The organism is Ruegeria sp. BC2, from assembly GCF_056539245.1.
This window is the reverse complement of the sequence record NZ_JBQFUQ010000001.1, coordinates 727372-751521: the sequence shown is the minus strand read 5'-3', so window position 1 is coordinate 751521 and position 24150 is coordinate 727372. Positions and strand designations below refer to the sequence as shown.

General features: G+C 60.9%; 23 protein-coding genes and 2 tRNA genes. 18 read left to right on the top strand and 7 right to left on the bottom strand.

From position 1 onward, the window contains the following. Positions 1-47 precede the first annotated feature (47 nt). The 3 genes from ACR0CU_RS03660 to ACR0CU_RS03650 form a co-directional block, all read right to left on the bottom strand. The gene (locus ACR0CU_RS03660; protein WP_170366898.1) at positions 48-1301 is read right to left on the bottom strand and encodes a sarcosine oxidase subunit beta family protein; all 1254 of its coding nucleotides are present in this window, start codon (positions 1299-1301) and stop codon (positions 48-50) included. A gap of 134 nt (positions 1302-1435) precedes the next feature. Beyond that, positions 1436-2236, bottom strand: a complete 801-nt coding sequence (locus tag ACR0CU_RS03655) for a hypothetical protein (RefSeq protein ID WP_170390703.1) — start codon at positions 2234-2236, stop codon at positions 1436-1438. 198 nt (positions 2237-2434) lie between these two features. Next, complete coding sequence (locus ACR0CU_RS03650) at positions 2435-3865, bottom strand: Glu/Leu/Phe/Val family dehydrogenase (protein ID WP_170368283.1); 1431 nt, start codon at positions 3863-3865, stop codon at positions 2435-2437. 430 nt (positions 3866-4295) lie between these two features. Between ACR0CU_RS03650 and ACR0CU_RS03645 the strand changes: the two genes are divergently transcribed. From ACR0CU_RS03645 to ACR0CU_RS03635, 3 genes are read left to right on the top strand one after another with little or no spacing between them, the layout of a single operon-like run. Continuing rightward, a complete protein-coding gene (locus tag ACR0CU_RS03645; RefSeq protein ID WP_254429305.1) occupies positions 4296-5963 on the top strand; it encodes a pilus assembly protein TadG-related protein in 1668 nt (555 codons plus the stop codon). Positions 5964-6013: 50 nt separating this feature from the next. Then, complete coding sequence (locus ACR0CU_RS03640) at positions 6014-6520, top strand: TadE/TadG family type IV pilus assembly protein (protein WP_254435500.1); 507 nt, start codon at positions 6014-6016, stop codon at positions 6518-6520. Then, the gene (locus tag ACR0CU_RS03635) at positions 6507-7091 is read left to right on the top strand and encodes a TadE/TadG family type IV pilus assembly protein (RefSeq protein ID WP_170445348.1); all 585 of its coding nucleotides are present in this window, start codon (positions 6507-6509) and stop codon (positions 7089-7091) included. The genes ACR0CU_RS03640 and ACR0CU_RS03635 overlap by 14 nt, the downstream gene beginning before the upstream one ends. A gap of 3 nt (positions 7092-7094) precedes the next feature. On the opposite strand, the gene ACR0CU_RS03630 is transcribed toward ACR0CU_RS03635, so the two are convergent. Then, positions 7095-7565: a hypothetical protein gene (locus ACR0CU_RS03630; RefSeq protein ID WP_170339740.1), complete on the bottom strand. Its 471-nt coding sequence runs from the start codon at positions 7563-7565 to the stop codon at positions 7095-7097. Positions 7566-7723: 158 nt separating this feature from the next. On the opposite strand from ACR0CU_RS03630, the gene ACR0CU_RS03625 reads away from it, so the two are divergent. Next, the gene (locus ACR0CU_RS03625; RefSeq protein WP_170368282.1) at positions 7724-8635 is read left to right on the top strand and encodes a pirin family protein; all 912 of its coding nucleotides are present in this window, start codon (positions 7724-7726) and stop codon (positions 8633-8635) included. Positions 8636-8666: 31 nt separating this feature from the next. On the opposite strand, the gene ACR0CU_RS03620 is transcribed toward ACR0CU_RS03625, so the two are convergent. Further along, positions 8667-9254, bottom strand: coding sequence for a TetR/AcrR family transcriptional regulator (locus ACR0CU_RS03620; protein ID WP_170445346.1), 588 nt, complete (start codon positions 9252-9254; stop codon positions 8667-8669). 100 nt (positions 9255-9354) lie between these two features. Here ACR0CU_RS03620 and ACR0CU_RS03615 point away from each other — a divergent pair, with 100 nt between their 5' ends. The 14 genes from ACR0CU_RS03615 (at position 9355) to ACR0CU_RS03550 (ending at position 22080) form a co-directional block, all read left to right on the top strand. Continuing rightward, positions 9355-9603 carry a hypothetical protein gene (locus ACR0CU_RS03615; protein ID WP_170339166.1) on the top strand — a complete coding sequence of 83 codons (249 nt, stop codon included), beginning with the start codon at positions 9355-9357 and terminating at the stop codon, positions 9601-9603. A 132-nt stretch (positions 9604-9735) separates the two neighbouring features. Continuing rightward, on the top strand, positions 9736-11022 hold the full coding sequence (locus tag ACR0CU_RS03610; protein ID WP_170339748.1) for a homoserine dehydrogenase: 1287 nt from the start codon (positions 9736-9738) through the stop codon (positions 11020-11022). 72 nt (positions 11023-11094) lie between these two features. Continuing rightward, the gene (gene glpX, locus ACR0CU_RS03605) at positions 11095-12078 is read left to right on the top strand and encodes a class II fructose-bisphosphatase (RefSeq protein ID WP_093961740.1); all 984 of its coding nucleotides are present in this window, start codon (positions 11095-11097) and stop codon (positions 12076-12078) included. Between the two features lie 69 nt (positions 12079-12147). Continuing rightward, positions 12148-13890, top strand: coding sequence for a single-stranded-DNA-specific exonuclease RecJ (gene recJ, locus ACR0CU_RS03600; RefSeq protein WP_170445344.1), 1743 nt, complete (start codon positions 12148-12150; stop codon positions 13888-13890). Between the two features lie 109 nt (positions 13891-13999). Next, positions 14000-14074 (top strand) — tRNA-Glu (locus tag ACR0CU_RS03595). Positions 14075-14098: 24 nt separating this feature from the next. Continuing rightward, a tRNA-Glu gene (locus ACR0CU_RS03590) sits at positions 14099-14173 on the top strand. Positions 14174-14492: 319 nt separating this feature from the next. Then, complete coding sequence (locus ACR0CU_RS03585) at positions 14493-16232, top strand: ABC transporter substrate-binding protein (protein WP_170339174.1); 1740 nt, start codon at positions 14493-14495, stop codon at positions 16230-16232. Between the two features lie 93 nt (positions 16233-16325). Beyond that, positions 16326-17384 carry an ABC transporter ATP-binding protein gene (locus ACR0CU_RS03580; RefSeq protein ID WP_170371295.1) on the top strand — a complete coding sequence of 353 codons (1059 nt, stop codon included), beginning with the start codon at positions 16326-16328 and terminating at the stop codon, positions 17382-17384. Between the two features lies 1 nt (position 17385). Continuing rightward, on the top strand, positions 17386-18462 hold the full coding sequence (locus ACR0CU_RS03575; protein WP_170368276.1) for an ABC transporter ATP-binding protein: 1077 nt from the start codon (positions 17386-17388) through the stop codon (positions 18460-18462). Continuing rightward, positions 18459-19322, top strand: a complete 864-nt coding sequence (locus ACR0CU_RS03570) for a carbohydrate ABC transporter permease (RefSeq protein WP_480642477.1) — start codon at positions 18459-18461, stop codon at positions 19320-19322. The genes ACR0CU_RS03575 and ACR0CU_RS03570 overlap by 4 nt, the downstream gene beginning before the upstream one ends. Further along, the gene (locus tag ACR0CU_RS03565; RefSeq protein ID WP_170339760.1) at positions 19319-20116 is read left to right on the top strand and encodes a carbohydrate ABC transporter permease; all 798 of its coding nucleotides are present in this window, start codon (positions 19319-19321) and stop codon (positions 20114-20116) included. Before ACR0CU_RS03570 ends, ACR0CU_RS03565 begins: the two co-directional genes overlap by 4 nt. Before the next feature lie 146 nt (positions 20117-20262). After that, positions 20263-20532 carry a DUF2160 domain-containing protein gene (locus ACR0CU_RS03560; protein ID WP_370797609.1) on the top strand — a complete coding sequence of 90 codons (270 nt, stop codon included), beginning with the start codon at positions 20263-20265 and terminating at the stop codon, positions 20530-20532. A gap of 68 nt (positions 20533-20600) precedes the next feature. Beyond that, complete coding sequence (locus tag ACR0CU_RS03555; RefSeq protein ID WP_005983946.1) at positions 20601-20996, top strand: BlaI/MecI/CopY family transcriptional regulator; 396 nt, start codon at positions 20601-20603, stop codon at positions 20994-20996. After that, positions 20983-22080 (top strand): M56 family metallopeptidase, encoded by a 1098-nt coding sequence (locus tag ACR0CU_RS03550; protein WP_170445340.1) that lies wholly within the window; start codon positions 20983-20985, stop codon positions 22078-22080. The genes ACR0CU_RS03555 and ACR0CU_RS03550 overlap by 14 nt, the downstream gene beginning before the upstream one ends. Here ACR0CU_RS03550 and ACR0CU_RS03545 read toward each other — a convergent pair. After that, on the bottom strand, positions 22068-23228 hold the full coding sequence (locus ACR0CU_RS03545) for an NnrS family protein (RefSeq protein ID WP_170445338.1): 1161 nt from the start codon (positions 23226-23228) through the stop codon (positions 22068-22070). The two genes, ACR0CU_RS03550 and ACR0CU_RS03545, sit on opposite strands and share 13 nt — an antisense overlap. Before the next feature lie 9 nt (positions 23229-23237). Beyond that, positions 23238-24149, bottom strand: coding sequence for a ubiquinone anaerobic biosynthesis protein UbiV (gene ubiV, locus ACR0CU_RS03540; protein ID WP_170445336.1), 912 nt, complete (start codon positions 24147-24149; stop codon positions 23238-23240). Position 24150: the final 1 nt, after the last annotated feature.

The following is a 24150-nucleotide window of genomic DNA, read 5'->3' as shown; positions in this document are numbered from 1 at the left end:
GCCTCCTGGCTTTCACAAATATTCGAACGAAACATCCCGGCCCGCCCCTAATGCAGATTGTGCTGAGAGCCCTTGCCCTCTTCATCGATGATCCCGCGCCCGGTGCGGAAACGATCCAGCCGGAACCCTGTCGCGTTCTCGTGGTACCGGTCGGTGGCCATCAGGTGGGCAAACACGTTGCCCGAGCCCGGAACCGCCTTGAACCCGCCGTAGTTCCAGCCGCAGTTCAGGTACAGCCCGTCGATAGGGGTGCGGTCGATGATCGGCGACCCGTCCGGCGACATGTCCATGATCCCGCCCCAGGACCGCAGCACCCGGGCTTTGCCGATCATCGGCATCAGGGCCACGCCGGCTTCCATCACGCTTTCGACCGTCGGCAGATTGCCCCGCGCCGCGTAGGAGGCATAGAAATCCAGGTCGCCGCCGAACACCAGCCCGCCCTTGTCGGATTGGCTGATGTAGAAATGCCCCATGCCGAAGGTCACGACATGGTCGATACAGGGCTTCAGCCCTTCGGTCACGAAGGCCTGCAGCACGTGGCTTTCGATCGGCAAACGCATCCCGGCCATCGCCGCGACCTGACTGGACCGGCCCGCAACCACGATCCCGACCTTCCTGGCCCGGATCGCCCCGCGCGTCGTCTGCACCCCGCGCACGGCGCCGTTTTCGATGTCGATGCCGGTGACCTCGCAATTCTGGATCAGATCCACCCCGCGCTGGTCCGCCCCGCGGGCATAGCCCCAGGCCACGGCATCATGCCGGGCCGTGCCGCCACGCGGATGGTACAGACCGCCATAGATGGGAAAGCGCAGATCGTCATAGTTCAGATAGGGCAGCATCTCGCGTAGTGCATCGCGGTCCAGCAGGATGGCATCGTCGCCCTGGCTGATCATCATGTTGCCCCGGCGCGCGGCCGCGTCCCGCTGCCCGTCTGAATGGAACAGGTTGATGATGCCCCGCTGCGAATGCATCACGTTGTAGTTCAGGTCCTCTTCCAACCCCTCCCACAGCTTGAGGGAATGTGAATAGAACTCGGAATTTCCTTGCAGAAAATAGTTGGCGCGCACGATCGTCGTGTTGCGCCCCACATTGCCGCCGCCGATATAACCCTTTTCCAGCACGGCGACATTTGTCAGGCCGTGTTCTTTCGCCAGATAGTACGCGGTGCTGAGACCATGCCCCCCACCGCCGATGATGACGATGTCGTACTCGGCTTTGGGCTCGGGATCACGCCAATGCGCCGTCCAACCCTTGTTGCCCGTCAGTCCTTCCTTCAGGACGCGAAAGCCGGAAAAGCGCATTCAGATCTCCCTGCGGGTTTGCTGGCATCAAACCAACTTCCAACAGGAGTAGCAATCCGGGCTCGGGGCTCCGCATCCGTTTTCGACAAGAACTTGTCAACGCGCGACCAAACCGGTCGCAAACGAAATCGCCTTCAGAACCGCAGACGGAAGGCAAAGCCAGCGATCGGAGCGGTATCATAGCCCTGCCGGCTGACCTCTTGCCCTGCTGCGTTGTCCAGGCGCAACTCGCCGTCAAACTCGGCGCCCGCAAATGCCGACAGCGAAACTCCGGGGTTTGGCGCGTATTCAACCGACAGAACAACCGGGATGCTGCTGTCCTCGCCTACGCCGCCCGGTGCCAACCCGTTATCGTTCAACTGAAAGCGGACCCTCTCGGACCGAACGGCAAGCCCCACGCTGACACTTTCAGAAGCCTTGTATTCCAGCGTGACCCCGGGGCCTTGAGTGGCCCCCAACGCGCGCCCGGTGCTCAGACGCCAGCGCTCGGCAAAGGTCCAGTCGACCAGAAGCGCGGGAAAGACTTCGAGATCATTGGTTCCAACCTCGGAGAACACGCCAAATGCCGGGCCGATGCGCAGATTGGGGTCCACCGCCCATGAAATGCCGGCGAAAGCACCATAGGTGAAACCGTCCGAGGCACTGGCGCCGGTCTCATAGTCCCATCTCAATTGGGGCGAGACGATCACCGCAGCCCCGTTGTCCAGAGTGAAACGCAATGGAACGCTCAGGCGAATGTCGCGGATGTCGTCCCACGGCTGGTTTCCGGGCAACCCGAAATCGTAGGAAAACTGACCGAAACTCGCCAGCAAACCCACAAAAGACCCGTCGCCATAGCTGTAAATGCCGCCTGCCCGCAGAAATGCGCGCGATGCGCTGAAATCACCACCGTCCTCAAGATCGGCGCTGCCCTGATAGACAGCCAACCCTTCCACAGTCGGCGTCCATCCCTGCCGGGGTTGGGCAATGGCAGCAGTCGCAAGCGCCAGGGTCGCGGCCCCAAACGCCGCGGCCCAAGCTACAGAACGGGTAATTTGCATGAGATCCTCGCTGGTTTCACTGCCTGAACTCCAGCGCAGGATGTGCGGCAACCGGACTTTTTGTCAAAGCCCGATTGCCCGGTTTCCGAGACGTCAGAGACCCTTGGCCCGATAGCTCTTGGCCACACGGTCGATGGACACGATGTAAGCCGCGGTGCGGAGGTCATCGACGTCGTCGCGATCGTGCCAGACCTCGCTCATGGCCTGGTAGGCGATGCGCATCGTGTCATCCAGGCCCGAGCGCACCAGCTCAAGCTCATCCGCGCCCTTGAGGTACTTGGCCTTGAAGTCCGGAGACATCGACCATGCATCGCCAAGATAGCGGTCCAGCCGCTCCAGCTCTTTCACGATCAGCTCGTGCCGCGCCTCTTCCTGACGGCGCTGCATCCGGCCAAAACGGATGTGGCTGAGGTTCTTGACCCACTCGAAATACGATACCGTCACACCGCCAGCGTTCGCATACATGTCAGGAATAATCACGGTGCCCTTCTTGCGCAGCACTTCGTCGGCCCCTGCGGTCACCGGGCCGTTCGCGGCCTCGATGATCAACGGCGCCTTGATGCGCTCGGCATTGGACAGGTTGATCACGCCCTCCAGCGCGGCCGGGATCAGAATGTCACATTCCTCTTCCAGCACAGCAGTGCCCTCGGCGGTGTGCGTAGCATCCGGGTAGCCGTTCACGCCGCCATGTTTGACGATCCACTGGTGAACCGCTTCGACGTCGATCCCCTCGGGGTTATAGATCGCACCGTCACGTTCGATGATGCCCACAACCAGAGAGCCGTCTTCCTCACTCAGGAACTTGGCCGCGTGATAACCCACGTTGCCGAGGCCTTGAACGATGACCCGCTTGCCGTCCAGCGAGCCTGACATGCCAGCCTTTTTGACGTCGTCCGGATGCCGGAAGAATTCTCGCAGCGCGTATTGGATGCCACGCCCCGTCGCCTCGACCCGGCCCGAGATACCGCCGGCATTCAACGGCTTGCCGGTCACACAGGCCCGCGCGTTGATGTCTGTGGTGTTCATCCGCGCATACTGGTCAGCCATCCAAGCCATTTCACGCTCGCCGGTGCCCATGTCGGGGGCCGGGACGTTCTGCGACGGGTTGATCAGGTCGCGCTTGGCCAACTCATAGGCGAAACGGCGGGTGATCTGCTCCAGCTCATGCTCTTCGTATTTGCGCGGGTCGATGCGTAGGCCACCCTTGGACCCGCCGAAAGGCGCCTCGACCAGAGCACACTTGTAGGTCATCAGCGCAGCAAGCGCCTCGACCTCGTCCTGGTTCACGGCCATCGCATAGCGGATACCGCCCTTTACCGGCTCCATATGCTCGGAATGAACCGAGCGATAGCCGGTGAAAGTATGGATCTGCCCCCGCAGACGCACGCCAAACCGAACGGTGTAGGTCGCATTGCAGACCCGGATCTTTTCCTCAAGCCCGGGTGGAAGATCCATCAGGGCAGCCGCCCTGTTGAACATCAGATCTACACTCTCCCGAAAGCTGGGTTCCTTGATGGCCGTCATAAAATCCTCCATGCCGGTTGACGTCGAGCGTCATGACGTTTTGTCGCACCCTTGGCAAGCGGCTGCAATCGAGATTTGCACTTTTTTTCATCAATTTATGAACAGCGCGTTTCGACCAACCGAGCCGAGTCGCGGACATTTACGATTTCCAGAAATTGTCCCGAGCAACGAAACAAAGATGCCCCTCCCAGCCAGACTGCCGCCGATTTTCATTCAAAAAGAGCACCATAGTGACGATCACGCCCAATTCTCGCCACGATCCACATCTAAATTATTAAAGTTCCGAAGAACTGGCTTCGCTGCTTTTGGCCGGCAAAAGGATTTCGTTATGCGCAATTTTGAATGGACATCGACCCGGTCGGGGAAACCGCGCCACGCAGACCGCTGCCGGGGCGCCGTCGAGTCTTTCGCGACCTCGGAAAGCGGGACGATGACCATCTTCGCCCTCTTCCTTCTGATGATCATCTTCACCGCGGCGGGCTTCGCCGTGGACGTTATGCGGTACGATCGCGAACGTGCGCGCCTGCAATATGCTCTGGACCGCGCCGTACTGGCGGCGGCCGACCTGGACCAGGACCTTTGCCCCAAGGACGTAGTCGTCGACTACCTCGCGAAGGAAGGCTTGGACCAGTACCTGGTTGGTGACCCGATCGTGGAACCCAATGTCTGCGGCGCGACCGCCGTTACGATCGAAGGCTACCGCAAGGTCCAAGCGAGCGCCCAGATGGATGTCGGCATGCACTTCATGCAGTGGTGGGATGTTGACTCGATCGTGAGCGCGGCAACCAGCGTTGCCGAAGAAGCCATTGATGATGTTGAGATTTCTTTGGTCCTCGACGTCTCTGGCTCGATGAACAGCTACAATCGCCTGGCCAACCTGAAAGTGGCAGCCAAAAACTTCGTGCAAGAGATGGCGGACAAGACCGAGGACGGGAAGCTGTCGATCTCGATCATCCCCTACGCAACTCAGGTGTCGCTGCCCGACTATCTGATGGACGAATTCAGCACGACCGGCACCAATAACCGGGCAAACTGCATCAACTTCACCAGCAGCGAGTTCAACACCACCGCGCTGGACCCCGATACGATCCGCCAACGCACACTGCACTTCACGCCGTGGAGCACCTATGACCGGCGCCCCAGCAACGGCTACGTCTACAGCGAAGTCTGTGACGAACTCGCCAACCGTGAGGTCTCGGTCCTGCAAAAGGATCCGCAGGTTCTCAAAGATCACATCGAAAGTTTTACGGCCGGCGGAAACACGTCGATCGACGTCGGTCTGAAATGGGGTCTTGCCCTGCTTGACGAAAGCATTCAGCCGGTGATCGCACGTCTGGCGGGTGATGAAGTGCCTGCAGAGTTCGCCACCCGTCCCAACAGCTACTCCAGCAACGACTCGATGAAGGTTCTGGTGTTGATGACGGACGGCGCGAACACCACTCAGTACATGGTAAACGACCCCTACCGTGAGGGTACGTCCATTCTGTGGTGGAATGCCAAAAAGTCCACCTATTCGACCTATGACTACGAGACCGAGAAGTACTTCTGGCACGATGTCGATTATACCGAATGGGACAGCAGCAAGGGTTGGTACTGGGGTCGCGAGATCTGGCAGGACGATCCCTATGGCAACGACGAGTATACTGTCTATCGGTGCACCTACCGGTCCGGCGGCGTCTGCTACAACTTTGACTACAGCAGAAGCGAGACCCGCACTGTTCTGGACAACAATGGCGACCCCGCGACATCGGTCAACCTGACCTGGGTTCAGGTCTGGGAACGCACGACCCGTCGCGCGATCCGCGACCTGTTCCGCGAAGCGCTGGGGAGCACGAAAGGCAACACCTGGTACAACAACGCGGTCACTTCGATCGGGTCGGGCACCAAGGATCCGCGCGCGCGCGCAATGTGTGCCGCCGCTCGCGCCAATGGCATCGTAGTCTTCACTATCGCTTTCGAAGCTCCCGATCAGGGCAAGGCCCTTCTGAAAGACTGCAAAAGCGATGATGGCGCCTATTACGAGGCGACCGGTGACGAAATCGTCGACGTATTTGCATCGATCGGATCGACCATCCGCAATCTGAGGCTGACTCAATGATCAAGCGTTTGCTTCATAAATTCCGCACGTTCCGGCGGAAAGAAGATGGGATGGCGACGATCGAGTTCGTCTTCTGGTTCCCCATCTTCATCATGACGACCTATTCGGCCGTCGAAGTCGGGATCGGGGCCTTCAACCACGCCAACCTCGAGCGTGGCCTGGACGAAACGATCCGCGACGTTCGCCTGAACAACCTCGAAAAGTATACCACCAACGTTCAGGACGGCTGGACCCACACTCTGTTGAAGGACATCGTCTGCGACAAGGCAGGCTACATTCCTGAGTGCAAGGAGAACCTGATCCTGGAAATGACCCGCGTAGACCCGTTTATGGGCAACACGCTGGATCCCAACCCCTACTGTATCGATACCCCCGCAACGATCCGCAACAGCCAGATCTTCGAGCCGGGTACGTCGGACGAACTGATGATCGTCCGCGCCTGCGTCGAGGTAAAGCCGCTGTGGTGGGGTACCATTCTGGGCGCCATCGCGCGAAAAAAGCCCAACGGTATGTACGAACTGCACGCAACAACGGTGTTTGTCTATGAACCGACCTGATCGCTCAATCTTCTCGCTGGCTGTCCGGTATCTGAAACGGTTTTCCCGCAAGGAATCCGGCGTGATCAGTATCGAGGCCGTGATGATCTATCCCCTGCTCTTCTGGGGCATGTGTGCATCCTATACGTTCTTCGACGGATACAAGCAGAGCTCGCGGAATCTCAAGGCGTCTTATGCAATCGCCGACGTCATTTCCCGCGAACGCAATGACATCAACGCGACCTATATGGATACGCTGTACGACCTGCTTCAGCAGATGATGTCAGACCGTTCCGACGTGTCGATGCGCATCTCGTTCCTTCGCTTCGACCTGCCGGATGACCGGCACTATGTGCAGTGGTCCTGTATTCGCGGCGAAAGCTTTGAGGCGTGGACCGACGGCACCATCAGCGAAATCCGGGACAAGCTGCCCATCATGCCGGACAACGGCAAGATGATCCTGGTCGAAGTGAAGGACTTCTATCGCCGTCCCTTCCGCATTGGATACGGCGAAAACGAATTTGCCATGGACAATTTCGTATTCACCCACCCGCGCGTCTACGACAAGATCGACGCACCGGGCGGGTGCTGAGAGCTATTCGGCCTCGGCCAGCATCGCGGAAAGCATTTCTGACAGGAACTTGGTCTCAGCGGCGGACGTCATGCCGCCGACGCCAATACGTCGCCCGACGCGCCACCAAAGGCCCGGGGCCCAAGCCCTGCCCCGTTTGCTACGGGTCGTCAGCAGAAAGCCGTTTGACGGTTTGAAGGCGAACACACCCCGATCCACCCCTTCGATTTCACCAACCTCGGCAATCAGCTTGCCGCTGCCTGTCCGCAATTCCGTGCGCGTCAGCTCGATCCGATCCGCGGTCGCATGCCAGACGCGATGCGCAAGCCAAAGCGCGCCACCTCCGACCACGAACAGGAACAGCTGCCATTCCGGCGCGGGCGGTGCGGCCAGGGCGACATAAGTCACGAACGCGCCCACGGTGACGAGCATTCCCACGCCCATCCACCGCCGTGCCGATGAAGCCTGAATCGTTGCCAGTACGTCTTCTTGCATTTCCAACTCCGCCTTTGCCTGCCCCCCATACCCGCTTTCAGCGACAAGCAACAGGCCAAGACGCACCCGGCGCAATTTTGCACAGAGGCAGTGCTTTCTCGCGAATTGACCGTACTTCAGCGAAAATTAGATAACGGGTCCAGAGACAGGAGATCCAAATGTCGCTCAGACCAACACTCGAAACCCGCAAGGCCGTTCCGACGATGGAAGGCGCTGGTGTAAAGCTTCACCGCGCTTTTGGATTTCAGGATCCGTCCGAACTGGATCCTTTCCTTTTGTTTGATGACTTCCGCAACGAGCACCCGCAGGACTACCAGGCCGGCTTTCCCTGGCATCCCCACCGCGGCATTGAAACCATCACATACGTGCTGTCGGGAACCGTCGATCACAGCGACTCGCTGGGCAACAGCGGCCAACTGGGTGCCGGAGACGTCCAGTGGATGACGGCGGGGTCCGGAATTCTGCATCAGGAAATGCCCAAGGGAAATGCATCCGGGCAGATGCATGGGTTTCAGCTGTGGGGCAACTTGCCCTCGGCTCAAAAGATGACGGCTCCTCGGTACCAGGACGTTCAGGGCAAGGACATTCCCGAAGTGATCGATGATGATGGCACCACCGTGCGGGTCATCGTCGGCAAGTTCTGGGGCAAGACCGGGCCGGTGGACGGTATCGCCGCGGACCCGCAATACCTGGACGTATCGATTCCTGCAGGGGTGAAAAAGACATTCAAGATAGATACTTATCGCCGTGCTTTCGCCTATGTTTTCGATGGGCAGGCCGCTTTCGCCGATGCCTCGCAACCAACCGGCGTTCTGCTTGAGAAGGAAGTCGCCGGGCAAGAGCTGAACATTCGCGACATGTCGGGCAACCGGACGCTGGTGCGCTTTGGTACCGGAGACGAAATAACCGTTCAGGCCGGGCCTGAAGGCGTGCGATTCCTGTTGATCTCGGGTGCGCCAATCAATGAACCGGTAGCGTGGCATGGCCCGATCGTGATGAACACGCGCGCCGAACTCGAGCAGGCGTTTCGGGAGTTGCGCAACGGTACTTTCATCAAGCCGGCGCACTGACTACAGACAGCCGGTAACAGGGCGCGGCCATTCAGGCCGCGACCGCTTTGCGTACCATATCCCAATAGATCTGCTCGACCTCGTCCAGCGACAGCCGTCCACCGGCCCGGTACCACGTCATGACACCATTCAGCATGGCAATCACCGCCAGCGTCGCGATCTTCGCATCCTGAACCGAGAACAGGCCGTCCTTCTGGCCGGCCAGCAGGATGCTCTGCAACGCATCCTCATACCTTCGGCGCAGCTTTTCGATTTCGGCGAAGTTTTCAGGCGTCAGGTTTCGCAGTTCCATGTAGGCGATGAACACTTCGTCCGGTCGCTGCATGTGAAACCGGATGTGGAAACCCACGAATTGCCGCAGGGCGCCCAATGCATCCACCTGTGGTTCCAACGCTTCATAGGCCGCCAGCAGCTCTTGCATGTGGTCCTGCATCAGGCGGAACAGAAGGCTTTGCTTGTCCGGAGTGTAATTGTAAAGCGCACCGGCCTGCACTCCGACCTCCCCCGCGATTTGACGCATGGAAACAGCGGCATAGCCATGCCGTGCAAACAATCCCAGGGCAGCCTCGCGGATACGGGGCCCGGTGATATCGGAGTGAGAGCCTTGAGTACGTGCCATGGATCCATCGTATATGAACGTACGTTCATATAGAACCCAGCTTGAACCGTTCATGCAAAAAGTGCATCACGTTCAGGTTCCTCACTGTTCGGGTCGCAAAATGAAAGCTGTTTCCGTCATCCTGCCGCTGCTCCTCTTGGCCGCGTGCGCAGATATTCCCGAGTTGGAGGGAAGCGAAGCAGCCTCGGTAAAGGCCGCGCCCTACCCCAAGCTGATCCCGTTGACCCAGGTCAACGTGCCGCCCGTCGACCCGGTGAACGAGGCAGCCGCCGTGGAAGAAGAATTGGAACAACGGGCCGAGCGGCTGTCGCAAAAGGCACAGGCACTCCAGAACGCCGAGACCCAGTAAGCCCCGTACGCTCGCCCACTGCGCAACAACTCTGTCCCTGACGGATTGCACCGCCGCGTTGAACCAGCTATGGCAGCCGACAAAGGACCTTGCGTCCAACAGGCAGACTTCGAGCGGAAAGGAACCCACGGAATGACACAGGCGCTACGGCTTGGAATTGCTGGCTTGGGAACCGTGGGTGTGGGCGTCGTCAAGATCGTGCGCCGTCATGCCGAATTGCTCCAAGCACGCACTGGTCGTCCGATCGAGATCGTTGCCGTTTCGGCGCGCGACGCCGCCAAAGATCGCGGGGTGAACCTGTCCGGCTTCGCGTGGGAAACCGACCCTGTGGCCTTGGCCAAGCGCGACGACATCGATGTGTTCGTCGAACTGATGGGGGGTGAAAATGGCCCGGCAAAGGCTTCGGTTGAGGCGGCGTTGGCCAGCGGCAAGGATGTGGTCACCGCAAACAAGGCGCTGCTGGCCATTCACGGCCAGGCATTGGCGGAACAGGCCGAAGCCGCGAGCCGCGTGATCCGGTTCGAGGCCGCCGTGGCCGGAGGAATTCCGGTCATAAAATCCCTGACCGAAGGGTTGGCCGGGAATGACATCAAGCGCGTCATGGGCGTGATGAATGGCACCTGCAACTATATCCTGACCCGAATGCAGTCGCAGGGATTGGGCTACAACGCCCTGTTCGAGGAGTGCGCTCAGTTGGGGTATCTCGAAGCGGATCCCAACCTTGACGTTGGCGGCATCGACGCGGCGCACAAGTTGGCGCTGTTGGCCTCTATCGCGTTTGGAACAAAGCCGAATTTCGACGGGATTGAGATCGAGGGCATTCAGCATATCAGCCTGGATGACATCCATCAGGCCGACGATATGGGCTACCGCATCAAGCTGTTGGGCGTTGCGCAGCGCACGCCGCGCGGGCTTGAACAACGGATGCAACCCTGCCTGGTACCCAGTGACTCGCCTTTGGGGCAGCTGGAAGGCGGCACGAACATGGTGGTCATTGAGGGCGACGCCGTCGAACAGATCGTTTTGCGCGGACCCGGCGCTGGCGAAGGCCCGACGGCCAGTGCGGTGATGGGGGATGTTTGCGACCTGGCGCGGGGCCTGCGGATTTCCACCTTTGGTCAACCCGCCACGTCGCTGGTCGACTCCAAGCCCGCAATCACCGGCCTGCCTGCCCCTTATTATCTGCGCCTTGCATTGCTGGACAAACCAGGTGCGCTGGCCAAGGTGGCCGCGATTCTGGGCAATGCCGGCGTTTCAATCGACCGGATGCGCCAATACGCACATGCCGAGGACACGGCACCGGTACTGATCGTTACACACAAGACCACACGCGCCACGCTGGACGTTGCGTTGGAGGACTTGCGCACCACGGATGTGGTTGCGGGCGAACCGGTAGCTCTGCGTATCGAGCAGGTTTGAACCCTTGCGGCCTGCGCCACGAGCAGGCTATGCCAGTCAGGACGTCTTCGCTTTACCAAAGGATTACATCGCATGAGCGCTGCCAAAATCGATTTCAACGACCGCCTTCTGTCCCTTGGACTTGCGCGCGTGGCTGAGCAGGCCGCTCTGGCCTCGGCCTCGCTGGTCGGACGCGGAGACGAGAAAGCCGCCGACCAGGCCGCGGTCAACGCGATGCGTGAACAGCTGAACCTGCTGGATATCGCTGGCGTGGTAGTCATCGGTGAAGGCGAACGCGACGAAGCGCCGATGCTGTATATCGGCGAAGAGGTCGGCACCGGCAACGGCCCGGGCGTGGACATCGCTCTGGACCCGCTCGAGGGTACGACGCTGACCGCAAAAGATATGCCCAACGCCTTGACCGTCATCGCGATGGGTCCGCGCGGTTCGATGCTGCACGCGCCAGACGTCTACATGGACAAGCTGGCGATCGGGCCGGGCTTCCCCGAGAACGTGGTGACACTGGACATGTCCCCGCGGGAAAGGGTCGAGGCACTGGCCAAGGCCAAAGGATGCACCCCCGAGGACATTACCGTTTGCATACTGGAACGTCCGCGCCATGAGGCGATGATCGCCGAGGTGCGCGAAACCGGCGCTGCGATCCGCCTGATCACCGACGGTGACGTTGCAGGCGTCATGCACTGTGCCGAGTCCGAGACGACCGGCATCGACATGTACATGGGCCAGGGTGGCGCGCCCGAAGGCGTTCTGGCGGCCGCCGCGCTGAAATGCATGGGTGGCCAGATCTTTGGCCGTCTGATGTTCCGCAATGATGATGAACGCGGTCGGGCGGCCAAAGCCGGTATTACCGATCTTGATCGTGTCTATGCCCGCGACGAGATGGTCACCGCCGATGTGATCTTTGCGGCGACCGGTGTCACCGGCGGGTCGCTGCTGCCGCGGATCAAGCGGGAACCGGGTTGGGTCGAGACGACGACCCTGCTGATGCGCTCGAAAACCGGATCGGTGCGGCGCATGTCCTACCGCACCCCCATTTGGCCGCATGTCGAAGGCTGAGGGGCCCCGCAGACACAACCGTTCAAGGGCCGGGTCCGACAGGATTCGGCCCTTTTTAGGAGAAGTGCATTGAGCTTTCTGGGTGTTGAACAGTCGTTGACGGGCCGCCGGTGGATTGGTCCATCGCCTGAATTGGACCGGGCCGCCGAGATGCTGGCCCAGCAGACCGACCTGCCCCGCCCCCTGTGCCAGGTGCTGGCACGGCGCGGTGTCCCGCCGATGGAGGCCGAGAGCTTTCTGTCTCCAAAACTGCGCGACCTTCTTCCCGATCCTCGCAGCCTGCGCGACATGGAGATCGCCGCAACGCGGTTCCTGAAAGCGGTGCGGGACAACCAGCGCATCGCCGTTTTCGCCGATTATGACGTCGACGGTGGAAGCTCGGCAGCCCTGTTGCTGGTTTGGCTCAGGCAGATGGGGCGTAAGGCGACCTTGTATGTGCCTGATCGTATCGACGAGGGCTATGGCCCCAACGCCCCCGCCATGAGCCAGCTTGCTGAAACGCATGATCTGATCATCTGCGTTGACTGCGGCACGCTCAGCCACGAAGCAATTGCCGCCGCCAAGGGGGCCGATGTGATCGTTCTCGATCACCACCTGGGCGCCGAAACGCTGCCGGATTGCGTGGCCGTGGTGAACCCCAACCGCCAGGATGAACGCGGTGACCTGGCCCATCTGTGTGCTGCAACCGTGGTCTTTCTGATGCTGGTTGAGGCCGGGCGCCAACTGCGCGAGGCCAACGCCCAAGGCCCTAACCTGATGGCGATGCTGGACTTGGTCGCGCTGGCGACCGTGGCAGACGTGGCACCTCTGATCGGGATCAACAGGGCGCTGGTTCAGCAGGGTTTGAAAGTGATGGGGCAGCGGCAACGCCCCGGACTGGTTGCGCTGTCCGAAGTGGCGCGCATGGATTCGGCGCCCAACAGTTACCATCTGGGTTTTCTGCTTGGGCCGCGCATCAATGCCGGCGGTCGGGTTGGGCAGGCAGACCTCGGCGCGCGGCTGCTCAGCACCGACTGGGTGACCGAGGCCGAGGCCTTGTCCCGGCGCCTTGATGACCTGAATACCGAAAGGCGCGACATCGAAAATGCGGTCCGCGCCGCAGCGCTGGCGCAGGCCGAAGAACGTGGACTGGATGCGCCGCTGGTGTGGGCCGCAGGTGACGGCTGGCATCCCGGCGTCGTAGGGATCGTGGCGGCTCGCCTGAAAGAGGCGTCGAACCGTCCCGCCGTCGTGATTGGTTTCGACGGTGACGAAGGCAAAGGCTCGGGCCGTTCGGTCTCGGGTGTCGATCTTGGCGCATCAATCCACCGGTTGGCCGCCGAGGGTTTGTTGGTCAAGGGCGGCGGTCACAAGATGGCTGCAGGTCTGACCGTGATGCGCGACCAGCTGGAACCGGCGATGGAGAGACTGTCGGAGTTGCTGGCGAAACAGGGGGCGGGCCAAGCCGGTCCGGCCGACCTCAAGCTGGATGGCGCGCTGATGCCCGGGGCGGCCTCGGTTGATCTGATCGAAAAGATCGAGCAGGCCGGCCCATTTGGCGCCGGGGCCCCTGCCCCTCGATTTGCAATGCCCGACCTGCAGGTCCGCTTTGCCAAGCGGGTCGGAGAAACCCATCTGAAGCTGTCGCTGTCGGACGGAATGGGTGGTGGGCTGGACGCGATTGCATTTGGTGCCTTTGACGGACCGATGGGCGAAAGGCTGTCAAATCACGGTGGCGCGCGGTTCCATTTTGCCGGTCGGCTCGAGGTCAATACATGGGGTGGAAGGCAAAGCGTGCAGTTGCGCCTGGAAGACGCGGCCGATGCAAATTGACCGCTGACGCCACTGCCTTTTTTGACCCGCAAAAAAGTTTCCTGGCCGTGCGTTTTTCGTCTTGCGGGTGGGGGGCGTAATCCGTAAAAGGCCCTCCACAAGCCAGCGTGGCCCGTTCGTCTATCGGTTAGGACGCCAGGTTTTCAACCTGGAAAGAGGGGTTCGATTCCCCTACGGGCTGCCACTTGTGCTTGGGCAATGCTGACGTGGCCCGTTCGTCTATCGGTTAGGACGCCAGGTTTTCAACCTGGAAAGAGGGGTTCGATTCCCCTACGGGCTGCCATTTTCACCCCTGAGAAACGCAAATCGCGCGCTACTACTGCGGCGCCTTTCTGCATCCAGATTTGCAGCTCGACCAAGCGGTGACGCCAAAAAATCCATAACGAAGCGTGATCGGCATGCTCTTTTCGCCTGGCAGATGACGCCACGTCGAGTGGGTTAAAAACCATATATTTTCAATGCTATAGTCGTTGAATTCGTTGGGTCGAACAGGCCAATTTCGCCATTTACTAATTTTTTAGTTTGACAGACTCGCGAAAAATCGCTGATGCTGTTCGTCATCCGGTTCGCGCCGGAGAACCATAAATTTTGGGAGGAGAAAGATGCGGAAACATCTTTTGTCCGCAGTGGCGGCGGCTGCCGTCATTGCGGGGCACGGTCCTGTTTGGGCCGACGAAGCCGCAGCACAGCGCTGGGTCGACGACGAATTCCAACCATCCACCTTGTCGAAAGACGAGCAGATGGCGGAAATGCAGTGGTTCATCAAGGCTGCCGAACCGTATGCCGGGATGGAGATCAACGTTCTGTCCGAAGGTATCCCGACCCACTCGTATGAATCCGAAGTTCTGACGAAGGCGTTCGAGGAAATCACCGGCATCAAGGTCAACCACCAGATCCTGGGTGAAGGTGAGGTCGTTCAGGCCGTTCAGACGCAGATGCAGACCGGACGGAACCTGTATGACGGCTATGTCAACGACAGTGACTTGATCGGTACGCACTCGCGCCTGCAACTGGCCTATCCCCTGTCGGACATGATGGCGGGTGATTGGGCGGCGACAACCTCGCCGACGCTGGACCTGGATGACTTCATGGGTATCCAGTTCACCACCGGTCCCGACGGCAAGCTGTACCAGCTGCCCGACCAGCAATTCGCCAACCTGTACTGGTTCCGCAAGGACTGGTTCGATGACGAAGCCAACAAGGCCGCATTCAAGGAAAAATACGGCTATGATCTGGGCGTTCCGGTCAACTGGTCTGCCTACGAGGATATCGCCGAATTCTTCACCAATGACGTGAAGGAAGTCGACGGTGTCGCGATCTATGGCCACATGGACTACGGCAAGCGCGCGCCTGACCTTGGCTGGCGGATGACCGACGCCTGGCTGTCGATGGCCGGTGCCGGCGACAAGGGCGAGCCGAACGGTGTGCCCGTCGACGAATGGGGCATCCGCATGGAAGCGGGCACTTGTAACCCGGTCGGCGCCTCGGTGTCGCGGGGTGGTGCCGCAAACGGCCCGGCGGCCGTTTACGCGATCCGCAAATGGGACGAGTGGTTGCGGGCCTATGCGCCTCCGGGTGCGGCGTCCTACGACTTCTACCAGTCGCTGCCCGCTCTGTCGCAAGGCAACGTGGCCCAGCAGATTTTCTGGTACACGGCCTTTACCGCCGACATGGTCAAGCCCAAGTCCGAAGGCAACAATACCGTCGATGATGAGGGCAACCCGCTGTGGCGGATGGCGCCCAGCCCGCATGGCCCCTATTGGGAAGAAGGCCAGAAGGTTGGCTATCAGGACGTGGGATCGTGGACTTTCCTGAAGTCCACCCCGTCGGATCGGGCACAGGCCGCGTGGCTGTACGCTCAGTTCGTGACGTCCAAGACTGTCGATGTGAAGAAGTCCCATGTGGGCCTGACCTTCATCCGCGACAGCTCGGTCAACCACGAGTCCTTCACCGAACGCGCACCCAAGCTGGGTGGTCTGGTCGAGTTCTATCGCTCGCCCGACCGTGTGGCCTGGTCGCCGACCGGCATCAACGTTCCCGACTATCCGAAGCTGGCCCAAATCTGGTGGCAGCAGATCGGTGACGTGAACTCGGGCGCCTTCACCCCGCAAGAGGCGATGGACCGTCTGGCTGAAGAGATGGACATCACCATGGCCCGCATGCAGGCCGCGGATGAAAGCGCCGGTGTCTATGGCGGCTGTGGTCCGCGCCTGAACGAACCGCAGGATCCGGCCTTCTGGCTGGAGAAGCCGGGCGCGCCGAAAGCCAAGCTGGAGAACGAGAAGCCGCAAGGCCAGACCGTCAACTACGACGAACTGGTGGCACGCTGGCAGTCCCAGTAAGCCACTACTCCCCGGGGGGCGCCGGTACCGGCGCCCCTTACCAACCAAGACCAAACAGCGTTGCCACGCGCTGCGGGATCGGAACCCACGGACATGATCGAACTACAAAACGCAACCAAGCGGGTCGGCACCGTTACCCATATCAAACCCACGTCCCTGACGCTGCAGACCGGCCATTTCAACGTGCTGCTGGGCGCGACCGGGTCGGGCAAGACCTCTCTGATCAAGATGATGGCCGGCCTGGATCCGATTGCCTCGGGCAAGGTCCTGATGGATGGGCAGGACGTGACCCGGCTGAGCACACAAAAACGCAAGATCAGCCTCGTGCACCAGTTCTTCGTGAACTACCCGCATATGACTGTATTCGACAACATCGCCTCGCCCCTGCGCGTGGCCGGAATGGCGCAATCCGAGATCGAAGGCCGCGTGGAAGAAGCCGCTGACCTGCTGCAACTGCGCCCGATGCTGCACCGTCGTCCGCATGAACTGTCGGGCGGTCAACAGCAACGCACCGCACTGGCCCGCGCCATCGCCAAGGACAGCCGCGCCGTGTTCCTGGACGAGCCGCTGGCCAATCTGGACTACAAGCTGCGCGAGGAACTGCGCGAGCAACTGCCCGAGCTGTTCGCCGGGCGCGGCGCCGTGGTGGTCTATGCCACCTCCGAACCCGAAGAGGCGCTGCTGCTGGGCGGCTACACCGCCTTGATGGAAGACGGCCGCGTGACCCAGTTCGGCCCGACCGCGGACATCTATCGCAACCCGGAAAACCTCGCGGCCGCGCGGGTGTTCTCCGATCCGCCCATCAACGTGGCCCGCGTCACGATCACCGGTGGCCAGGTTCAGTTGGCCGGTGGCGGCACATGGCGGCTGAGCGAAGGCATCAGCCTGTCCGACGGGGAATACAAGGTCGCCGTGCGCCCGCACCGCGTCACCCCCGTGCGCGCATCGGCCGATGATGTCGAACTGACCGGGCGCGTGATCGTGACCGAGCTGTCCGGGTCCGACTCCAGCGCGCATTTCCAGCATGGCGAGGACGCCTGGGTGTCTCTGGCCGCAGGGGTCCACCCCTATCAGGTGGGCGAGGACCACACATTCTACATGAACCCGGCCCATTGCCGGTATTTCGGCCAAGACGGCAAAAGGGTGGCCTGACATGGCACAGATCAAGCTTGCAAACCTCAAACACAGCTACATGCCGTCGCCGCAAGGCCCGCAGGACTATGCGCTGAAGGAGATCGACGTGACCTGGCGTGATGGCGGGGCCTATGCTCTGCTGGGGCCATCGGGCTGCGGCAAGTCCACGCTGCTGAACATCATCTCGGGGCTGCTGACCCCATCCGAGGGGCAGATCCTGTTCGACGACCGCGACGTGACCGCCCTGCCCCCCGATCAGCGCAACATCGCGCAGGTGTTCCAGTTCCCGGTGATCTACGACACGATGACCGTGGGCGAAAACCTGGCCTTTCCGCTCAAGAACCGCGGCGTCGATCCCGCGACGATCAAGCGCCGCGTCGACGAGATCGCCGAGATGCTGGATGTCACCGACATGCTGAACACCCGCGCGAGCGGCCTCAGCCCGGACAACAAGCAGAAGATCTCGATGGGGCGCGGTCTGGTCCGCGACGACGTGAACGCGGTGATGTTCGACGAGCCATTGACCGTGATCGACCCGCATCTGAAATGGAAGCTGCGGTCCAAGCTGAAAGAGCTGCACCAGCGCGTCAAGGCGACGATGATCTATGTCACCCACGACCAGACCGAAGCGCTGACCTTCGCCGACGAGGTCGTGGTGATGCAGGAAGGCGAAGTGGTCCAGATCGGCACCCCGGTCGAGCTGTTCGAACGCCCGCAGCACACGTTCGTGGGCCATTTCATCGGCTCGCCCGGCATGAACGTACTGCCCTGCGAGGCCCGCGGCGACCGCGCCCTGTTCGAAGGGCACGAGGTGGCGCTGGAAGGTCCGGTCAGCGGCAGTGGCGGCCGCACAGATCTGGGCATCCGGCCCGAATATGTGGGTTTCGGCCCCGAGGGCATTCCGGCCCATGTCACCAAGGTGGCCGATATCGGCCGGCATTTTGTGGTCAGTGCCATGGTCGGCAACACCGCGTTGAAGGCGGTGACCGAACACGCGCCCCCCGAGCCCGGATCGCAAGTCTTTCTGAAATTCAAACCTGAACAGACGCGCGTGTATCGCGACGGCTGGATCGCAACCGAGGAGCGCGCCCGATGAGAACGGAAAACCAGAAAGCGTGGTTCTTTGTCCTGCCGGTGCTGGCGCTGGTGGCGTTCAACGCGCTGGTGCCGATGATGACGGTGGTCAACTACTCGGTGCAGGAAACCTTTGGCAACAACCAGTTCTTCTGGGAAGGGCTGGGCTGGTTCGAACAGATCCTGCGGTCCGACCGGTTCCAGGCGGCGCTGGGGCGGCAGTTCCTGTTCACCGCGCTGATCCTGATGATCGAGGTGCCGCTGGGCATCATCGTGGCCTTGTCGATGCCGCGCAAGGGCTTTTGGGTGCCGGTCTGCCTGGTCCTGATGGCCCTGCCGATGCTGATCCCGTGGAACGTGGTCGGCTCGATGTGGAACATCTTCACCCTGCCCAAGATCGGCCTGCTGGGGTATTTCCTGAACGACGTGCTGGGCATCAACTATGACATGACCCAACAGCCGCTGTCGGCCTGGATCACCATCGTGGTGATGGATGTCTGGCACTGGACCTCGTTGATGGTGCTGCTGTGCTATGCTGGTCTGGTTTCGATCCCTGACGCCTATTACCAGGCGGCCAAGATCGACGGGGCAAGCCCCTGGTCGGTGTTCCGCTATATCCAGCTGCCCAAGATGAAGACGGTTCTGACCATCGCGGTGCTGCTGCGGTTCATGGACAGTTTCAACATCTACACCGAACCCTTCGTTTTGACCGGGGGCGGCCCCGGCAACTCGACCACTCTGCTGTCGATCGACCTGGTGAAGATCGCGCTGGGACAGTTCGACCTTGGCCCCGCGGCCGCGATGAGCCTGATCTATTTCGCCATCACGCTGCTGGTTTCCTGGGTCTTCTACACCCTCATGACAAAGGATGACGCGCAATGAAGAAGCGGTCTCTCATCCCGATCCTGTATATCGCGTTCCTGATGCTGCCAATCTATTGGCTGGTGGCGATGTCCTTCAAGACCACGAACGAGATCCTGTCAGGCTTTTCCCTTTTTCCCCAGACCTTTACGCTGGAGAATTACATCACCATCTTCACCGATCCGACGTGGTATTGGGGCTATATCAACTCGATCACCTACGTGACGATCAACACGGTGCTTTCGGTCTGCGTGGCCTTGCCCGCGGCCTACGCGTTCTCGCGCTATCGGTTCCTGGGCGACAAGCAGCTGTTTTTCTGGCTGCTGACCAACCGCATGGCCCCGGCGGCCGTGTTCGCCCTGCCCTTCTTCCAGCTGTATTCGTCGATCCATCTATTCGACACCTACCTGGCTGTGGCGCTGGCGCACACGCTGTTCAACGTGCCGCTGGCGGTGTGGATCTTGGAAGGCTTCATGCGCGGCATTCCGAAAGAGCTGGATGAAACCGCCTATGTCGACGGCTATTCCTTCCCGCGGTTCTTCGTCACGATCTTCCTGCCCAATATCAAGGCGGGCGTCGGCGTGGCGGCGTTCTTCTGCTTCATGTTCTCGTGGGTGGAAATGCTGCTGGCCAAGACCCTGACGGCGGTCGAGGCCAAACCCATCGCCGCCGTGATGACCCGCACCGCGTCCAGCGCCGGCTACGAGCTGGGCCTGCTGGCCGCCGCCGGCACCCTGACCATCATCCCCGGCGCCATAGTCATCTGGTTTGTCCGCAACTACATCGCGCGCGGCTTCGCGATGGGACGTGTATGAGGTTCGACATGCGCAAACTCCTTCTCTCCCTTTCCCTGCTCGCCCCGTCATCGGCGCTGGCGCAAGCCAAGGCCGGCTGGGGCAATGTCGGTCAGGAAGAACCCAAGGGCTTTTCCTGGACCGACCCGCTGTGGCCAGACTTCTGGATGGCCTGGACCCCGGCAACGCTGGCGGTTTTCGTGGGCATCTTTTCGGCCATCGCCCTGATCGGCGTGCTCGAGGTGGTCAAGTTCCGCGACGGGATCGAACGCCGGGGCGTGCTGGGCCTGACCACCACGTTGGGCGACCGGCTGTTCATCACCCTGCTGGGTTCGGCCTACATCTTTCTGGCCTGGCTGGGGCTGGTCGGCCAACCGGTCTGGACCCCGCTTTTCCTGTCGATCGGCTGGGGCATTTTCGTTTTCTGGAAAGTTTAGGCTTTGCGTAACCGCGAAAGGATGCTTGTCTAGCAAGCATAACAGGCAAAATGGTGACACCGAGACCGATGCGAAAGAGAAAGACAGGAAATCTGCTGACCGAGGTCGAACTGGAGTTCATGAACGAACTCTGGGCACTTGGCGAAGGCTCGGTACGCGACGTGCTGGACCGGCTGCCGCCCGAGCGGAACCTGGCCTATACCTCGGGCGCAACGATCCTGCGCATCCTGGATGAAAAGGGTTTTGTCCAAAGCCGCAAGGACGGCAAAACCCTGATCTACCGCCCGCTGCTTGAAAAAGACACCTATCAGGCGCGGTCGCTGCAGAACCTGTCCCGCACGTTGTTCGATGACACCCCGGCCTCGCTGGTGGCACGTCTTGTCGATGACGCCGGCCTGACCGAAGCTGATCTGGAGGAAATTCGAGCACTGGTAGAGAGGAGACTGCAAAATGACAGCGGTTAAACCGGTTCTCGATGTATTTCTCGACCTGAACGTGGTGCTGGTTCTTTCGGTACTCATCTGGTTGGGCGCCCGCATGGCCGTTGCCCGAACGCGCCTTCGGCACGACTACATGACACAGCTGCGCGTGTTGAAGGTTCTGTGCGTCTGCGTCATGCTCAGCCCTGTTCTGGCCCTTGGGGTCACGGCAGCCGCCGGTTTTTTCTGGCCGGGTCAGGCCGTTTCCATCGGTGATATTGCAGTAGCGGCGTATTTGCGCGGTGAAATCGCGATGCCGGCTACACAATTCGAAGCTCTGCTGAACACGCGCGAACGTTGGGTTGACACGGTTCTGTCCGGACAAAGCGCCCTTGTGACGGCCGTGCTGGTGCTGCTGGCCCTGGCCGCCGCCCGGATGCTGGTCCGCACCGTCCGGGATGCGCTGGCGATCCGCGATACGGTGGTATCCAGCTTCCTGTGGCGGCGTTCGGCCAACGTGGACATCCGCTTGTCCGATCGGATCACGGTTCCATTTGCCGTACGCGGGGCGCGTCGCCGCCATGTCGTTCTGCCCAGCCATCTGTTGGACACCCCCCGTGAACTGCGATTTGCCCTGGCGCATGAATTGCAGCACGTTCGCGCCCGGGATGTCGAATGGGAGATTGCGTTTGAGGCCGTGCGACCGCTGCTGTTCTGGAACCCCGCCTACTGGGTTTTGAAATACCAGTTCAGCCGATTGCGCGAACTGGCCTGCGACCAGTCCGTCGTCACCCGGCGCGGGATCGACGCGCGCGACTATACCGACTGTCTGCTGGACTATTGCGCCCGCACCGTCGCACAAGGCCGGCCACGGGTTTTGAACGTGGCGCTGGTCTCGGGTGGCAAGGCAAAACGGGTTCTGAAACAGCGCGTGATCGCGCTGGCTGATGCGCCCTCGTTCTCGGCACCGTTGCCGGCAATCTTCATGGGTTCGGCCCTGCTGTTTGCTGTTCTGCTGGCCTTGGGTGCAGCCACGATCCGCCAGACTCAGGATTGGAGCCATGACCGGCTGATGTTGTCGACCGTCGTGAACCTTGAACGGCTCGAGGCACGCAATCAGGGCAACTGATCGGCAACACCCGGATCCATCCTGTTGCTGGCCCGACCGCTGAACACGGGTCGCTCGAGCGGGCGGCCCAGCGCTTGGACGTGCCGCCAGAGGAACACCGCCCAACACGCTCCCCAAGCCAGGGCCGCGGGTACGTCTGCAGAGGACGTCCGCAAAACCGCGGCAAGGCACAGCAAAGCGTATACAATACTATCGATCGCACTGGGGCGCAGCCGGCCGCAACGGCGCGCGACCGCACGGGCAGCTACGGCATAGATCGCGCAGCTGACCGCTCCGACCGTCAGAACGTGCAACGCATCATGGGCCGCCAGCAAGTCGGGGAAGTACAGCGAAGCCGCCAACAGGGACAGACCAGCGGGCAACCACGCAAAGGCAATATGAAGCATCGCCAGCAATCCATCCTGAAGAACTGCCGTTGAATGCCAGAGCCACAGACGCCCACCTTCGCACCCGGTGCAGATCACAAGAAGGACGCCGATAAGCGGACCATCGGCGACGGAAACAAGTCCGAAAAGCACCGCAGTCAAAGCCAGAGCTGCCGCCGAAGCGTCCCCCAATGCCCTCGCGCACCGAAACTTTTGCGCGGCGGTTGGGCTTTGGTGCGTCCAATTCCATGTGAAAGCAGCGATCATGCGCCCACCGACAACCGACACCAAAAGTGCCACAAGCAAAACTGAGGAGAAGGACGGCGCAGACCCAGTTAGAAAGGCAATCTGGCAGATGAACAACAAAAGGGCGAAAAGCGCCTGAAGCCCTCCGGCAACCGCGCGCTCGCGCAGTGCAGCCCAAGCGAGACGACCGGCGAGAAAGAGCAAGAACGCCGTGCCCGTTGGGACGATGAACATGGGTTCGCTTCCAAGCGCGCCGATGGCAGCCAATCGGGACATCGCCCAAAGCGCGAACAGCAACAAACTGCCGGTCGGCGTGACAATATAGCTCCCAGGCCAGCTGCGCATCGCCGTAAGCGAATAGCCCGCGAATGCCGCACCGACGAAGCCGAACAGCATTTCATGCGCATGCCAGGCGTACAGCCCCGGCAACGGCGACCAATGGGTGATGAAATCCTGCCCCAGAAACAGGCCGCTCACCCCCAGAAGGGCAGCCGCCCCCGCCGCAGGAAACATTATCCGATGAGGCGAGGACAGCATGGTTTCCGATCATGCAAGGGACGCCTGGGCTATCCTGCGGTAGCCGGCCTGACCGTGGTAGAACCCATTGCTGAACGGCGTATCCGCACAAACCTGCTGCAACCGGGCTTCGGCCGCCACGGTCGACATGCTTTGATCCAGCACCGCCCGGTAAACCTCGGCGACGGCGACCATGTCCACGGCCTGCGGCATCAATCGCAGATGGCTCACACCATCGGCAACCAGTTGGGGCAGTTCCTGCAGCAGGATCAGATACCCTTCGGATTGGGTCTGGATCCCGTTGATGCGCAGGATCGGCTGCTCATCCCTCGTACACAGTGGCATCCCGTCGGGGTCTTCTTCGCAGACGAATTGGCAATTGTCCTTTGTCCGCCCGTGCGAGCGCGCGTGATAGCACCGCGCCGAAACGGCCAGCGACGCCCGGCCAAAGACCTGCACTTCAACCCCGAGACCCAAGTCGCGCGCCATTCGCGCCGCGACGGCGATCGAGGGCGCTGGCAACTCGGTGGGCAGGCAGACATGCGTCGCCCCCTTTGACGCCATCCAGCGGATTGTGGCCTCGTTATAGGCATTCATGAATGGGCCGATGCGATGCGGTCGCGTACCGCGTGCATACAGTCCCGCAGCGTTGTTGATTTCGATCTCGGGCGACTCCATCTCAGACAGGTCTTCGGTGGCCTTGCGCTCTCGCTTCAGCATCACTTCGGCCAAGGAGGACAAAATCACCTTTTTACCCGCGCGTTCGAGCCTTTCGATGATGGACGGCAGTTCGGCCTCTTGAAACGGGGCGCGTTTTGAACAGATGACCTCGCCCAGATAGACCTCATCCACCGGAGCTTCGTCGGCGACACGCGCATAGAAATCCCGGCGTTGGTCAGCCGACCAGTGATAGGCGATCGGGCCCAATGTAAGTTTCGTCATC

Bases quoted from the DNA above. Each gene is read 5' to 3' on its own strand.
- ACR0CU_RS03640 (WP_254435500.1), top strand. From the start codon at position 6,014: ATGGCGACGATCGAGTTCGTCTTCTGGTTCCCCATCTTCATCATGACG.
- ACR0CU_RS03545 (WP_170445338.1), bottom strand. From the start codon at position 23,228: ATGCTGTCCTCGCCTCATCGGATAATGTTTCCTGCGGCGGGGGCGGCT.
- glpX (WP_093961740.1), top strand. From the start codon at position 11,095: ATGAGCGCTGCCAAAATCGATTTCAACGACCGCCTTCTGTCCCTTGGA.
- ACR0CU_RS03625 (WP_170368282.1), top strand. From the start codon at position 7,724: ATGTCGCTCAGACCAACACTCGAAACCCGCAAGGCCGTTCCGACGATG.
- ACR0CU_RS03620 (WP_170445346.1), bottom strand. From the start codon at position 9,254: ATGGCACGTACTCAAGGCTCTCACTCCGATATCACCGGGCCCCGTATC.
- ACR0CU_RS03580 (WP_170371295.1), top strand. From the start codon at position 16,326: ATGATCGAACTACAAAACGCAACCAAGCGGGTCGGCACCGTTACCCAT.
- ACR0CU_RS03610 (WP_170339748.1), top strand. From the start codon at position 9,736: ATGACACAGGCGCTACGGCTTGGAATTGCTGGCTTGGGAACCGTGGGT.
- ACR0CU_RS03560 (WP_370797609.1), top strand. From the start codon at position 20,263: ATGGCCTGGACCCCGGCAACGCTGGCGGTTTTCGTGGGCATCTTTTCG.
- ACR0CU_RS03565 (WP_170339760.1), top strand. From the start codon at position 19,319: ATGAAGAAGCGGTCTCTCATCCCGATCCTGTATATCGCGTTCCTGATG.
- ACR0CU_RS03660 (WP_170366898.1), bottom strand. From the start codon at position 1,301: ATGCGCTTTTCCGGCTTTCGCGTCCTGAAGGAAGGACTGACGGGCAAC.
- ACR0CU_RS03650 (WP_170368283.1), bottom strand. From the start codon at position 3,865: ATGACGGCCATCAAGGAACCCAGCTTTCGGGAGAGTGTAGATCTGATG.
- ACR0CU_RS03645 (WP_254429305.1), top strand. From the start codon at position 4,296: ATGACCATCTTCGCCCTCTTCCTTCTGATGATCATCTTCACCGCGGCG.
- ACR0CU_RS03550 (WP_170445340.1), top strand. From the start codon at position 20,983: ATGACAGCGGTTAAACCGGTTCTCGATGTATTTCTCGACCTGAACGTG.
- ACR0CU_RS03575 (WP_170368276.1), top strand. From the start codon at position 17,386: ATGGCACAGATCAAGCTTGCAAACCTCAAACACAGCTACATGCCGTCG.
- ACR0CU_RS03615 (WP_170339166.1), top strand. From the start codon at position 9,355: ATGAAAGCTGTTTCCGTCATCCTGCCGCTGCTCCTCTTGGCCGCGTGC.
- ACR0CU_RS03630 (WP_170339740.1), bottom strand. From the start codon at position 7,565: ATGCAAGAAGACGTACTGGCAACGATTCAGGCTTCATCGGCACGGCGG.
- ubiV (WP_170445336.1), bottom strand. From the start codon at position 24,149: ATGACGAAACTTACATTGGGCCCGATCGCCTATCACTGGTCGGCTGAC.
- ACR0CU_RS03635 (WP_170445348.1), top strand. From the start codon at position 6,507: ATGAACCGACCTGATCGCTCAATCTTCTCGCTGGCTGTCCGGTATCTG.
- ACR0CU_RS03585 (WP_170339174.1), top strand. From the start codon at position 14,493: ATGCGGAAACATCTTTTGTCCGCAGTGGCGGCGGCTGCCGTCATTGCG.
- ACR0CU_RS03570 (WP_480642477.1), top strand. From the start codon at position 18,459: ATGAGAACGGAAAACCAGAAAGCGTGGTTCTTTGTCCTGCCGGTGCTG.
- ACR0CU_RS03555 (WP_005983946.1), top strand. From the start codon at position 20,601: ATGCGAAAGAGAAAGACAGGAAATCTGCTGACCGAGGTCGAACTGGAG.